General features: G+C 60.4%; 14 protein-coding genes. 5 read left to right on the top strand and 9 right to left on the bottom strand.

The genetic code is table 11. The features are described from left to right. Positions 1-11: 11 nt before the first annotated feature. From QFZ30_RS10255 to QFZ30_RS10285, 7 genes are all read right to left on the bottom strand, one after another. Entirely contained in the window at positions 12-998 is a 987-nt protein-coding gene (locus QFZ30_RS10255) for a Gfo/Idh/MocA family protein (RefSeq protein ID WP_307075861.1), read from the bottom strand. 240 nt (positions 999-1,238) lie between these two features. Continuing rightward, on the bottom strand, positions 1,239-2,489 hold the full coding sequence (locus tag QFZ30_RS10260) for an MFS transporter (protein WP_307080188.1): 1,251 nt from the start codon (positions 2,487-2,489) through the stop codon (positions 1,239-1,241). Between the two features lie 139 nt (positions 2,490-2,628). After that, positions 2,629-3,621 carry a Gfo/Idh/MocA family protein gene (locus QFZ30_RS10265; RefSeq protein ID WP_307075863.1) on the bottom strand — a complete coding sequence of 331 codons (993 nt, stop codon included), beginning with the start codon at positions 3,619-3,621 and terminating at the stop codon, positions 2,629-2,631. Further along, complete coding sequence (locus QFZ30_RS10270; RefSeq protein WP_307075865.1) at positions 3,621-4,511, bottom strand: sugar phosphate isomerase/epimerase family protein; 891 nt, start codon at positions 4,509-4,511, stop codon at positions 3,621-3,623. The genes QFZ30_RS10265 and QFZ30_RS10270 overlap by 1 nt, the downstream gene beginning before the upstream one ends. Before the next feature lie 3 nt (positions 4,512-4,514). Continuing rightward, complete coding sequence (locus QFZ30_RS10275) at positions 4,515-5,081, bottom strand: VOC family protein (protein ID WP_307075868.1); 567 nt, start codon at positions 5,079-5,081, stop codon at positions 4,515-4,517. Next, a complete protein-coding gene (locus QFZ30_RS10280; protein WP_307075870.1) occupies positions 5,078-6,073 on the bottom strand; it encodes a LacI family DNA-binding transcriptional regulator in 996 nt (331 codons plus the stop codon). Before QFZ30_RS10280 ends, QFZ30_RS10275 begins: the two co-directional genes overlap by 4 nt. Next, on the bottom strand, positions 6,066-6,968 hold the full coding sequence (locus QFZ30_RS10285; protein ID WP_307080189.1) for a Gfo/Idh/MocA family protein: 903 nt from the start codon (positions 6,966-6,968) through the stop codon (positions 6,066-6,068). The genes QFZ30_RS10280 and QFZ30_RS10285 overlap by 8 nt, the downstream gene beginning before the upstream one ends. Positions 6,969-7,199: 231 nt before the next feature. Between QFZ30_RS10285 and QFZ30_RS10290 the strand changes: the two genes are divergently transcribed. The 5 genes from QFZ30_RS10290 (at position 7,200) to QFZ30_RS10310 (ending at position 12,176) form a co-directional block, all read left to right on the top strand. Beyond that, positions 7,200-7,847: a bifunctional 4-hydroxy-2-oxoglutarate aldolase/2-dehydro-3-deoxy-phosphogluconate aldolase gene (locus QFZ30_RS10290; RefSeq protein ID WP_307075872.1), complete on the top strand. Its 648-nt coding sequence runs from the start codon at positions 7,200-7,202 to the stop codon at positions 7,845-7,847. Then, positions 7,847-8,389, top strand: a complete 543-nt coding sequence (locus QFZ30_RS10295; RefSeq protein ID WP_307075874.1) for an AAA family ATPase — start codon at positions 7,847-7,849, stop codon at positions 8,387-8,389. The genes QFZ30_RS10290 and QFZ30_RS10295 overlap by 1 nt, the downstream gene beginning before the upstream one ends. A 406-nt stretch (positions 8,390-8,795) precedes the next feature. Next, a complete protein-coding gene (locus QFZ30_RS10300; RefSeq protein ID WP_307075876.1) occupies positions 8,796-10,208 on the top strand; it encodes an MFS transporter in 1,413 nt (470 codons plus the stop codon). 177 nt (positions 10,209-10,385) lie between these two features. Continuing rightward, positions 10,386-11,207, top strand: coding sequence for a sugar phosphate isomerase/epimerase family protein (locus QFZ30_RS10305; protein ID WP_307075878.1), 822 nt, complete (start codon positions 10,386-10,388; stop codon positions 11,205-11,207). Between the two features lie 177 nt (positions 11,208-11,384). Continuing rightward, positions 11,385-12,176 (top strand): SDR family NAD(P)-dependent oxidoreductase, encoded by a 792-nt coding sequence (locus tag QFZ30_RS10310; RefSeq protein ID WP_307075879.1) that lies wholly within the window; start codon positions 11,385-11,387, stop codon positions 12,174-12,176. Between the two features lie 300 nt (positions 12,177-12,476). Here QFZ30_RS10310 and QFZ30_RS10315 read toward each other — a convergent pair whose 3' ends face one another. Both QFZ30_RS10315 and QFZ30_RS10320 read right to left on the bottom strand, forming a co-directional pair. Continuing rightward, positions 12,477-12,662, bottom strand: coding sequence for a hypothetical protein (locus QFZ30_RS10315; RefSeq protein WP_307075881.1), 186 nt, complete (start codon positions 12,660-12,662; stop codon positions 12,477-12,479). Positions 12,663-12,776: 114 nt separating this feature from the next. Further along, positions 12,777-12,956: a fibronectin type III-like domain-contianing protein gene (locus tag QFZ30_RS10320; protein WP_307075883.1), complete on the bottom strand. Its 180-nt coding sequence runs from the start codon at positions 12,954-12,956 to the stop codon at positions 12,777-12,779. Positions 12,957-13,036: the final 80 nt, after the last annotated feature.

A 13,036-nucleotide genomic window follows, 5' to 3' on the forward strand; every position in this document is an offset into this window, starting at 1 on the left:
TTTTTGAGATGTTACGGGGAGACCACATCCTCAGCGCGGGAAGGTGCCGCTGCCAGGAGTGCATCGGCGATTTCTGTCGCGCGGAGTGCCTGGGCGAATGTGACTGCAGGTGTTCCACCCGTGCAAAACTTCAGCGCCGTCTCTGCTTGGCGAAGGAAGAGGTCGGAGGGGCCAAAGGTCTTTACGTACTGGCCGCCGTCACGCTCCCACATGTGAAGGGAGTCGTTGGACCATAACATCCGGCCCTCAGTGGCCAGGACGTCGATGGTGAGGCTCCAGTCGCCCTGGTTGAGTCCTTGAGGCTCCTGCCACGGAGACCAGTAGCTCTGCATGGTGAACATGACGCCCTCAGGAAATTCGAGGGTGGAGATGACGTGCTCCGGCACCGGCGACCCATAGAGGCTGCTGCTGGCGCTGCTGGCCAGTACTCTTGGGTCGCCGTCGAACCATGATGAGACTAATTCGATGGCGTGAATGCCATTCACTACAGCGACGCCGCCCTCCTTCGGGTCAGCGCGCCATGAGTGGACGTTCTGTTTGTGGGCGACGGAACGGACAGACACGGCGATCACGTTCTTGCTCCTGATCCATTGAGAGACCAGTGCTGCGGCGGGATGGTGGTGGAGCGTATACCCGACCATGAGTCTCTCGTGCACCCCGGAAGCGGCAGCCAGGACGGCAGCACCTTCGGCATCTGCGGCCACCGGCTTTTCAGTCAGCACACGGAATCCCCTGTTAAGCAGATCTGCGCATATGACCGGTTGCATGGTGGTGGGCAGTGCAACGACTACCAGGTCAAGGTGTTCGGGGTGGAGTTCCGCGGTACTGGGCACCAACTGTGCGCCCAGCTCCTGAGCGAGGGCGACGCCGCGCCCGTCCTTCTCCACAAGGATGGTGACATTGGCACCTGCCGCGGCGAATGCCCGCGCGTGCCGTGATCCGGCCCAGCCGGCCGCTCCCACGACGGCGACGCGCGGGGCATGTGCCGTCGCGGTCATGATATCGGGCCGCCGAAGATGCTGCCAGGGACGAAGCAGGTGACCATAAAGTCTCTCCTTTGAGATCGGTTGCATTTCTTAAAACTAGTGAGATCGGTTGCTGAGATCGGTTGCAATAAACATAGGGTCGCAAAAAGGGTCTGTCAAGGATCTACGTGGTTCAGGTTTTCGGGGGCCCGGCGGTCTCGGTTGTCAGCGAAGCTGATTCCGGTTGTGTATCTGCTGCAGTCAGGCTCTGCATCAGTTTCTTGCTTCTTTGGTGCCTGGCTGTACCACCAGGAAGGCGTCTTCGAGCAAGCGCGGCTTGTTGATCATCATCGCTCCTGCCGAAAGCACCAGGAGCCACGCTCCGAGCATGCCGAACGAGGGCAGCCAGCCGTCCCCGGGATGATGCAGGAGACCAAAAAAGAACGGGCCAACGCTTGCAAGGGCGTAGCCGACTCCCTGGGCGAACCCGGATAGGATCCCTGAGCCGGATTGCGTTCGTGTTCGCTTATTGATCATCGTGAACGCGAAGGCGTACGCGCCTTGGCCAAGTCCGGCTATGACGACCCAGACCACTGCAGAGCCTGGTGGAGCAAAGAGGATGCCTCCGTAACCGATGGCGAATGCGAGGACAAACAGGATTGCAACGGGTAGCGGGCGAGGCATTCTCACCACTACCAGAGGCACAATCAAGGCGACAGGCACGGTGAGGATTGAATAGAGCGCCAGCATTGATCCAGCGGTTTCCTGACTCATTCCTCTGTCGATAAGAACAGCCGGAAGCCAACTGAGCGCCGCAAAAGTATTGCTCGAGCAACCCGCGAAGATCAGTGCTGCACCCCAGCCAATTGATGATCTCCAGGGTTTGATCGGGTTCGTAAGGGGAGATGGCCTTTCGTTGGCTGGTGATGTCTTGGAGCGGGCAACAGTGCGCTTGCCTGCAAGAACAATCAGCCAAGGCATCGCAGCGACCACGCTGAGGGCCGCCCAAATGCCGATGGAGAACCGCCAGCCATAAGGATTGCTCAAGGGTATGGCGAATTGGGCGGCCACGGCCGTGCTGGCGCCCAGGAGGGTTATGTGGAGCGCTGCGAGGATCCCGGTTTTGTCGGGAAAGTACTTCATCAGCAGAGGCGGAATCACGACATTGACCATCCCGATCCCAAGCATGGCGATCCAGGTGAAGACCAAAAATGCCGGGATGTTCCATCCCAGTGCGCGGCCGACCTGACCAAGTGTTGTCAGCAGGATCGCAACCAGTAGCAGGTGTTCGAGCTGGATACGCCGGAGGAGCGGCGGAGCCAGGAAGCCCATCACTGCGAAGCCGGCGGTCGGCAGCATCCCAAGGATCCCCGTCGTCACCGCGTCGAGGGGAAGGTCCTCGCTGATTGGACCAAGGAGTGGGGACACCGCCGAAACCGCTTCTCTGGCGCTGAACGCGACCAGCAGGATGCCGGCAAGCGCGGTGAGCCGGCCGCGGAACGGTTGTCTCCCTGCTCCCCCGATGTGTGGGCTGCCCTGACGGAGGCGAAGTCGAGCCATGTTGGCACCTCCTATTTTCCGCAGGCTTGTTCAGGCCACGGGTCCACAGTGCCCGCATCAAGGACTGGAAGTGCAGTGGAGAATGGGCGAGCTCGGCTGGTTGTTAGCTTCCGTTTACTGCGTGGCTGGCCCATTCCCGGCCGGCTTGCTCTTCTGTCGGCAAACCGGCGGCAGCGAGAATCCGGTCGAGAAGGCGTTGGGTATGGACAGCTTCCCGGCCTGAGGTAAGTGGCTGCGCCCTGTCAGCAACCCGGTCCAGAAAATGATGAACGGCCGCCGAGAACCCCAAGGTTTCGGTGGCTGTAGCCCAACCGTAGGCCTCGGCGCTCAGTTCCCGCGAGGTGGTGACGCCCTTGACAGTGGTCGAAACCGTCTCCGGCGCCCTGACTTCGACGGTCTTTCCGTCGCCGTAGGCGTCCAGTTTTTCGTTCCATGCTCCTGCCGTACGGGCTGCCATCAGTACGCCCGTGTTCCCGGTACTGAAGCGGATAGTTGCTGCGACGCCGTCTTCCTCCCAAGGGTCATCACCTGCGGCGTGGGCGGCGACGTCCTCCGCTTCGCCGCCGCAGTACCAGCGGAGGAGATCGACCATGTGAATGGCGTTCTCGAATGTCGCACGGTATTCCGATCCAGGGCGGTTTTTCTGGGCGACGCAGAAGGTGGCGCCTTTGGCGCCAAAGACTTCCCGACCGGCGGTATAGACCGGCGCATAGCGGCGGTTGAAGTCCACCATCAGGATCCGGCCCCGCTCGTCGGCGAGATCTGCAAGACGTTCTGCTTCATCGGTTGCCGGAGCCAACGGCTTTTCGCAGAACACGTCGACGTCACGGTTCAGGCACAGCTGGACGGCATGGGCGTGTTCGGACCGCGGCGTGAGGACGAATACTGCATCCAGCTCCTGCGAATCCAGCATGTCCTCCACCGTTTTGTAGGCGGCGTTGAAGCCCCAGCGCCGGACCAGGTTGCCTGGATTCTCACGCCGGGACACCAGAGCGGCCAACTCGACATCATCGCGTTGGACGAGGGTGGGCAATTGGGCAATGGTGGCGATATTGCCCGCGCCGACAACTCCGACACGGAGACGGTTGGTGGTCATCAGGCATTCCTCACTTCAGAGAGCATTGAGCGCAGGACGGCGGCGGATTCGCGGAATCCGTCCTCGGGCGCGGGGAGGTCTTGCGGGTGCCAACGGTACTCGAGTTCGATGCTCAGCACGTCGTCGTAGCCATGCTGCAGCAACGCGGCGAGGATGTCCGACCATGGAACGACGCCGCCTCCGACGACCCGCGACCGGACCGCCCGCTCGGAAGCGTTGACTCGGGCTGTTTCCGTGGCGCGGAAGGCCGCGTTGGGATCCGTGAAGACGAGGTCCTTCACGTGAACGTGACCGATCAGGTCACCTTGAACTGCGAAGGCCTGTTCGTACGTTTCGTCGTGCGTGAATGTCAGGTTCGCCTGGTCATAGAGAACGCGGACGGCCGGATGGGCAATTTCCCGGACAAGGGCAGCGGTGTCTGCCGCGGTCTGGGTCATGGTGCCGAAGTGGTTTTCCACGCAAAGGCGAACGCCGGCCTGGCCGGCTTCGGGCGCGAGGGCCTCCAGCGCCTTACGCAGTTTGCCCCAACGCGCGGCGTGATCGTTGTCCCCAGGGTGCCACGAACCAGCATAGACACGGACCCGGTCAGCGCCCAGCAGGTGTGCGGTTTCTATGGCGCCGCGGAATTCATCGACTGCTGTGCGCCATTCCGCGTCGTCCAGCGAGTTGATGGCGGTCGTGTAAGGCGTCAGACCTACGATGGGTATCCCTGCGGTTTCGGCCGCTTTCATTGCCTCCATCGCGGCACTCCGGTCACCTAATGGCAATCCTGATTTGTAGTCATTCTGGTAGATGACTTCGGCGGCATCGAGCCCTGCGGCTCGGAATAGATCAAGTGCTTGGGGAACCGTGTGGTCCGGGGTGCCTAGTGTGTGACCGGCTAGCCGCATTGTTTATGTCCTTTCTGAAGTGTTTGGAGGTGCTGCCCAGTCCGTGGGACCGACCAGCCGGGGCGGGGCTGCGACGCGGGATCGATCCACGATTTCCATCAGCAATCCCCAAGGGGTGATGAAGTATGTCCAGCGATTGCCGGCTACTCGGGGGCTGTCGCCGCCGACTTCTTTGCGCTCACCGAGCACGCGTACTCCAGGTGTTGCCTGCAGTACTACGATCGCTTCGTCGACGTCGTCCACGACGAAGCACAGGTGGTGGCCGCCGGCGTCGCAGTGCCGCGGCGGGGTATCACGCCGCTCAGCGCTGCTCCATTCGAAAAGCTCGATGTTGAGGTTTGGTGGCAGGCGCAACATTGCGAGCGTGAGCTTGGCATCTGCCGGGACTTCGAAGTTTGTGGGCATGAATTCTTCGTCCGGCCCGCGTTCGGAGCGGTAGAGCTCCTCAGCTCCGAGGACTTCGACGAAGAAGCGGATGCCTTCCTCAAGGTTTGGCACTGTCAGGCCGACGTGGTCTGTGTGCTGGAGCCCTGGCAGACGCCGGAGCGCTGACTCCTGTCCCCTGGTCATTTGCGTGGTCCAGAGGTGGAGCCGCGGACCAGAAGCTGAGGTTCGAGGACGATGTGGTCCACGGAGCCGTCAATGTTCTGCTTCTCAGCCAGTTCGATGGCGATGTGTCCCATGTCGGCGATCGGCTGGCGAACCGTGGTCAGAGGAGGGTTGAACCGGGCGCCGAGAGCGAGACCGTCGAAGCCGATGACCGACACGTCCTCCGGTACCCGTACGCCACGTTGGCCGAGTGCCGAGATGACCGCAAAGGCCACCATGTCATTGGCCGCGATGATTGCCGTTGGAGGATTGTCCATCTCGAGGTAATGTTCTGCCCCGCGCGTGCCCGCATCCAGATCCGACCCGCTGTCTAGCACGACAGGTGCACTGCCGCTCTCGGCGGACAGCTCCAAATACGCGTCCATCCGGTCCTGGGCGGTGTGCGTTCCGGCGATGCCGGATACGTAGCCGGTCGAGGTGTGCCCCAGAGAGTGCAGGTGCTCCAGGGCGATCATGATTCCGCGGCGGCTGTCGACGGTGACCGTTGGGACGGCATCGTCTCCTTCAACCCGGTCGATCACCACGACCTTGTGGCCGAAGTCGAAGCGTTTCATGGCCTCGGTATCGACCTTTGTGGACGGCGCGACGATGCCGAAGGGGGCATACATGGCCTGCATGGCGGTGAAGTATCCGTCGGTTTTGGCCGGGTCCCCGTTGGTGACGCAGAGCAGTAGCTGGTATCCGCGGTCGTCAGCTGCCTGTGTCATCGTCTTGGCAAGTTCTGCAAAGAACGGGTTCGTGATGTCAGGGACGATCAGCGGGATAAAGGTGCTGGTCTTTCGGCGAAGCGCCTGGGCGAGTGGACTCATCGTGTAGCCGAGTCCCTCGGCGACCCGGAGGATGTGCTCGCGTGTTTCACTCTTCACCGCCTCAGGGCGTGAGAACGCCCGGGAGACCGTTGACCGATGGACACCGGCAGCTTTTGCAACGACGTCGATACTCAGATCAGGCATGTTCTCTTCCTCCGTGCTGGTCGTCATAGGCCTGCCAAATGGGGCGCATGACATTTTCGAGCTGGGCCAGCGTCGGCAGGCCCCGGAATCCATCATCCAGCGTTCGGGCGACGCTCCGCACGAACGGATCGTAAAGAGGGTCGCTATCCACATTGATCTTGTCGACCTCCGTGGTGCCATCCAATGCCGTGAACGTAGCTGTACCGTCCGAATCAACGGAGGCGAATCCTGCCTCACCGACCGAGGTGAAGCTGCAGTAGCGCTTGAGCGGCGAGCCAGGGAATGCGTAGCCAACTTCCACGATGGCTTCGCGGCCGTCCGGTGTCGTGATGATGAGGCTGGCATGATCCTCAACAGCCTGGCTGTGAAGAACCGATGAGAGCCGGGAGTCCACATGTGCTGCAGTCTCGCCACTGCCCCTAAGGAACAGATCGACAAAATGCGGACCCAGATTGGCCAGGCAACCCCCGCCCGCCTTGAGCGGGTCGAGCATCCATGGATTGGCATTGTCGAGATACCGGGACGGTGGACCAGCAATAAATGAGGTTCGCTGGTAAGCGGGCCGTCCTGCCTTGGCTAGCCATTGATCTGTGGGTCCGCCGCGCTGGACCAGGGGGACAGTGGCAGGCACGCCAGCTGCCTCGGCGGCCTGACGCACGGCAGAAAGCTCGTCAAGGGAAGTGCCCAATGGCTTTTCCACGACGAACGGAATACCGCGCGCGATCAGGGCGAGACACTTTTCAGCCATCCCCTCATGGGGGCCGAAGACATATGCGAGTCCGACGTCGGGGAGATCAACCAGCTTCTGCCAGTCGGCTTCAACCGGCGACCGCCAGCCTTCGGCCAGGTCCTGCACCTGCACGCGGGATACGTCGTCGTCACTGACTCCGATCACCTCGTGCTCTTCGGCAATGGCCGGCGCGCAGAGCGGAACATGCCAATGGGAAGCACCAAGAATGATTGTGCGTGTGTGAGGCAACCGCAATACCCCCTTGTATGAGATCGATTGCTGAGATCGGTTGCAATAACACTATGGATGGTGGGAGAGTTTGTCAACGACAACCAAACACCAGCAAGGGTCGGGCAGCTCAAGAAGTAAGAGATACCCGGCCAGAGAGAGGCCAACATGTATAAGAAACTTCGCACCCTGCAGACTATCGACGAGTCCGGGGCCGTCCTTATCGTGCGGCTGGAGAGCGCGGAGGTTGCCGAGCGCGTTGCGGAAGCTGCCATCGCAGGAGGTTTCCGGGCCCTCGAGATCACACTTTCAATTCCAGGCGCTGTCGACGTGATCCGTCGGCTCGCCGCCAAACACGGCTCCACCGGCGTGGCAATCGGTGCCGGAACAGTGCTGGACGAGCACTCAGCGTACGAATGCATTCGGGCCGGCGCTCAGTTCCTGGTCAGTCCTCAGCTGAACCCAGCGATGATCCGTACCGCGAACCGATACCAGGTGCCGACAATCAGCGGCGCCTATACACCCACTGAGCTTGTTAACTCCGCCGAGGCAGGCGCCGACATCCTCAAGCTCTTCCCCACCGAAGCCGGCGGCATCCCCTACGCCAAATCAGTCCTCGCCCCGCTCGCACATCTGCCGATCATGCCGGCAGGTGGCGTAACCCTGGAAAACGTAGGCGAATGGTTCGCGGCGGGCGTGGCCGGCGTCGGCGTGGGCAGCTACGTGACAAAAGCATGGCAACCGGACGGCGACTTTACCCACGTCACTGAGGCAGCGCGGGCGTTCCTTGCAGCAGTAGCAGAGGCCCGCAAATAATGTCCCCTCGTGTCTTCATTGTCATCGGCCCTGCCGGATCCGGAAAGACGACCATTGCCCAGCAAACAGCAAAACAGCATGAGGCTGCGTACCTAGACAAGGACCGGGTCAGTGGCCGCTTCGTCGAATTCGCGCTGACCGCTACCGGGCATGATCCCACCGACCGCGAGGCCAACGACTACTATCGCGACAATTTGCTGCCCCTCGAGTACGAGACTCTCATGGATGTGGCGGGGATAAACCTGCGTCTCGGCCGGTCAGTGGTCCTTGATGCTCCCTTTGGAGCCTATTTCGGAGACCCAGACTATCTGAGTCGTGTGGCAGAAGAATTCCAATGGCCGTCGCCCGCGATCACCGTCATACGGGTCCGGGTACCTCAAGACCTTCTACGTACGCGGCTCACCCGCCGCGGACTGGAGCGAGACCAGTGGAAACTTGCCCACTGGGATGACTATTGGTCGGTATACGGCAGCTTGGAGTGCGCTTGGTCCGGAGTGCATTTCCAGGACTTCAACAATGAGGCGGCCCTTCCGGTCGATTGAAGTGAACCGGCGTCGGGCAATTAATGGCACCGACTTGCGCACGATGATCAACGAAGCACACAGGAGGCTCGCCCTTGAACCCGCGTGTCTGCCTCGAAGCTAAGACCCATCTTCGAAATCTGCGCCGCCACCACATAGAACGTTGACAAGACTCACTCCTCATCCGTATCGTTGCTTGCAACCGATCTCAGCAACCGATCTCATTTATGAAACACGGGGAAGCTGGATCAGTTCTTTCCCACTGCAAGTCAGGCAGCGCCTACGCGTTGCGCCGGCTCTTGGCCTTGGCAGTCAGCAGTTGTCCCGTCGAGCCGAGTTGCAGCCGGGCGAGACCCGCACACCGTTTCAGACGTCCGGGAATATTCCAATACCCCTCCTCAGTACACGCGAAAATATGGAGAGTTCAATGAAGACCTCACAAGACGCCCTCGCCGGCCCGGGCCTATCCGATCGTCTCAAGGCGCCCGATCGTAGCCTCCGCAACATCGTGGCAGGCACGATCGGCCACTTCGTGGAGTGGTACGACTGGTACATCTACGGGCTCCTGGCAGCGGTGTTCTCATCACAGATATTTCCAAGCGATGACCCGTTCGCCTCCCTTGTCGCAGCACTGCTCACCTACGCGGTCGGGTTTGTTGTACGCCCGCTCAGCGGAATCATCATCTCTCCACTGGCCGACCGTTTCGGCCGAAGGCTCATCCTGACGCTGTCCATCTCCGGGATGGCGCTCGGCTCGCTCATCATCGGCCTCACACCTTCATTTGCGACCATCGGCTATGCAGCGCCTGTTCTCTTTCTGGTTGCACGCATCATCCAGGGCATCTCGGCCGGAAGTGAGGGGCAGAGCGCCATCGCATTCATGGTGGAACACGCTCCCGCGAACCGCAGGGGCCTGTTCGGTTCGTTCACCAACATGGCAAGCGGCCTGGCGACCCTGGCAGCGACCGGTTCCGCGGCGATCGTGACAGCATCCTTTTCTCCAGCGGACCTCGCCGCCTGGGGTTGGCGCATCCCGTTCGTCGTGGGGGGCATCCTCGGCGTCGTCGGCCTTATCTTGAGGGCCCGGGCAGAAGAGACCCCCGAGTTTGAGGCCAGTGCTCTCGTCGATCAAAAGTCCGCACCGGCGCGTCTGATGGACCTGCTTCGCGAACACCCGAAGGCGCTGCTGCAGGCAGCAGCGCTCTCCGCCCCGGCCGTGGCCTACTACACCTGGGCCACCTTCCTTCCCACCTACGCCAAGCTGACCACCGGCCGGGACCTGGCCTCGACCCTGGCCGGGAGCGTTATCGGGCTGGCCTTGCTGGTTATCATCGTGCCGACCTGCGGCGCGCTCTCTGATCGACTCGGCCGACGCAAAATCTTCCCCATCATCGGTGCCATCGGCATGATCGTTCTCTTCTACCCCATGCTCCTGCTGCTGAACCAGCCGGGCTTCGGTGTTTACGTTCTGGTATCGGCGTCCGGGTGGGTGGTTCTCGGTATCTGGCAGTCGGTGTACCCGACCATCCAGGCCGAGCTGTTCCCAGCTGCGGTACGGGTATCGGGCATCGGCTTCGCACACCAAATCGTGATTGCCGTCTTCGGTGGTACCGCACCGCTGATCGCCGCTGCGTTCGTCGGCGCCGGACAGCCCATGTACGTCGCGATCTACATGACAGTCATTGTCGCCCTCTGCCTCGCCGTCTACTTCACGCTCCCGGAAACCGGTGACCGCGGTGACCGTGCCACCGTGGCGCCTGCTGACCCTGAGGTACTCGAAGGTGAGCACCTGCTCGTGGGCACTTCGTCGGCCACTGACGGGGCGAGGCGTTCCCGGTAGGCACGCTAATTACCAATTAGTTGGGCGGCTCGACTAGGCGAGAAGGGGCGCGTCTGCCCGAGGTCTCGTCGAGCCGCCTTGCCCGCGCTTGCGAAGCCCTTCGCAAGATCGAAACAGTGCGCTATATATATGAAACACTTTTTCTCCATAGGCGAAGAACAGAGAGGATGCTTTCAAATGAACCAAATGATTATTAATACATTTTCCTACCTATGGTCATCTACGGCAATTGATGCGATAGCTGAATTGGCCGACAACGGGTTTAAAACGTTTGAAGTTCCGATCAGCTCACCACATTGCTGGCCGGATGAAATCTCCGGCCCGGAGCGTTCGGCAACTCATGCAAGGCTCAATGAATACGGCGCCAAAATCAGGTCACTGAACGCGGGCGGATATGACATCAACTTGGCCAGCCCTGGCGCCAATATGCGTCGCAAAAGCGTCGAGCACATTAAATCGGTGATTGACTTGGCCGCAGCCTGGGATGTCCCCGAAGTCGTGATATCCCCCGGCACAAGACGTCCAATGATCTCACCTTCACTCGAAAAGACCTATGGGTGGATGTACGAGAGTCTGGAGAATCTAATTCCGCTGGCCAAACAGGCCGGCACACGACTACTCTTCGAAAACACTCCCTACTGCTTCACCCCGACCATCCAGGACCTGGCAGGCGTCGTAAGCACTATCAACGACGATGCAGTCAAGATCGTGTACGACGTCGCCAACGCTGCCTACATAGGAGAAGATCCCGTAGACAGCTTGCTCTCCAACCACGAATCAATTGGACTTATGCATATTTCTGATACCGGGACGGAAAGCTGGGGCCACGATCCAATCGGCACTGGAGTGATCGACTGGAATAGATTGGGCAATGCCGTCAGAGAAACGTGCGGCGTCAATAACGTAGTTCTTGAGATCATTCGCGAAGAGAACCCCGTGCAGGAATTCAAGAAGGCGATGCAGGATCTCAAAAATCGAGGCTGGGAACTAGGCAATTGACCCGGCCGTTGGAGGTGGCGGCTGCATCTGCCGCTGATTGGTAAGAAAATAAAGGAATCGATCTACGTTGCGAATTCAACTGCAAAGCGATCTTAGTTTGCGGCCCCTAATTCTCTACCACATCCTGGTAGTCAACAATAATTCTCATGTAAATCGATGTTATAAGGAGTTTGTGCAATGAGAGCACTGGTCAGTGGCGGAACTAGCGGCATAGGCGCGTCTACGTGCCTGAGAATCGCAGAGGCGGCCCTGGCTCGGGGCGTGCACCCGATGATTGCCGTCTGTGGACACGAATCGAACAGCAGCCAAGAGCGAGTCGTTCGTTCCATCCAGTCAATGGGAGGTACCGCCATCGCATTGGCAGGCGACCTCGGCGACCCCGACGTGCCAAGTCGACTGGTAGAGGCTGCGGTAGCGGAGTTCGGTGGCTTGGACGCGTTGGTAGCGAATGCCGGAATCGCTAGCCCTGCTGCCATCTGTGACCTATCTGTTGAGGACTGGGACAGCATGTTCTCCGTTAACCTGCGCGGCCCATGGCTTCTTGCCAAAGCAAGCTACCCTCATTTGAGGCAGAGCCGCGGCACCGCCTGTTTTACCTCTTCAATGTCCGGCCAGCTACCACATGCCGGATCAGGCGCCTACAGCCCCAGCAAGGCTGCGTTAACGATGCTGGCCCAGACACTCGCATTGGAATGGGCACCCGACGGAATTCGTGTAAATGTGGTCTCCCCGGGCATGACTCACACACGGATGACTGGAAAAATGTACGCCGATCCCCAAATCAAGAAGGCAAGGGAAGATATTATCCCGCTGGCAAGAATTGGCGATCCCATGGACATTGCCAACGTGATCGAGTTTCTTGTAAGCCCTCTATCCGGTTATGTCACCGGGCAAGACATCTGTGTCGATGGTGGATTCTCTAAGTCTATTCTTAGCCATATTCCTGGTCGACCCAGCTCCAAATCCTGAAGCCCGATCTGTACCGGCACCCCGGACAGTGACGTAGCCGTCGCCCCGTAACAAACGTCAGCCCCGCCACCGCGACACTCACCACCATGACGCCAGACGAAGGCAAATGCCCTGGCTCGACATGCCGGGAAGAGCACCATTTCGCTTGCCGTGGTGGTCCCGCTCGGCCGTTCCGCCGTCCGCTGGCTCGACGACGCCGGGAGCCCTGGCATACCAAAACAACCTGCAACCATCTACGATCACTTCAAGTGGCTGCGACAGTTGAGCCATGATCCCGGACTTATGCCTGTCGTGGCCGGATTAGTCCGTGGGTACGGCCGGACGTGCCCGCACGACGTAGCGTCCGGGGGCGATTCGGGTAAGCATTACGCCTGTCTGGTGTCGATCGGCTGCCTCTTTGACTGAGGCGATTGCATCGTCGATGGCCCGTTCCACTGCTGTGGCCTCCTCGACCTTAATTTCGACCGGGCCGGGCGGGCTTTCCATTGCCGCAACTTCTTACGGTTCGAGGACCACAGTGTGAGCAGTCCGCAGGTCTGTGACCGAGAACCCCGCGCGGAGGATGTATTCGCCCGGTTCATAGGTCCACCCGTTGTCCCATTACGCCAATAGGCGGGTGGGGACGTTGAGGGTCACCGCGGTTGTCCGTCCGGGTTCTGCCCAAACAGGGGCGGAGGCAATCAGCCAACGAACGGGACGTTCGATGGCGGAGTCCGGCCGCTCCCCGTAAAGTTGCACAACCTGCTTGCCCGGCCTACTGCCGGTATTGGACAAGGTCACGGTGACGGGAACGACTGCGCCCGGTTCCGTTGCCCGTGCGGAGCCAACAATTTTGTGCAGGGTCCAGTCGGTGTAGGAAA

The sequence above is a fragment of the Arthrobacter pascens genome (assembly GCF_030815585.1).
GTDB classification, from domain to species: domain Bacteria; phylum Actinomycetota; class Actinomycetes; order Actinomycetales; family Micrococcaceae; genus Arthrobacter; species Arthrobacter pascens_A.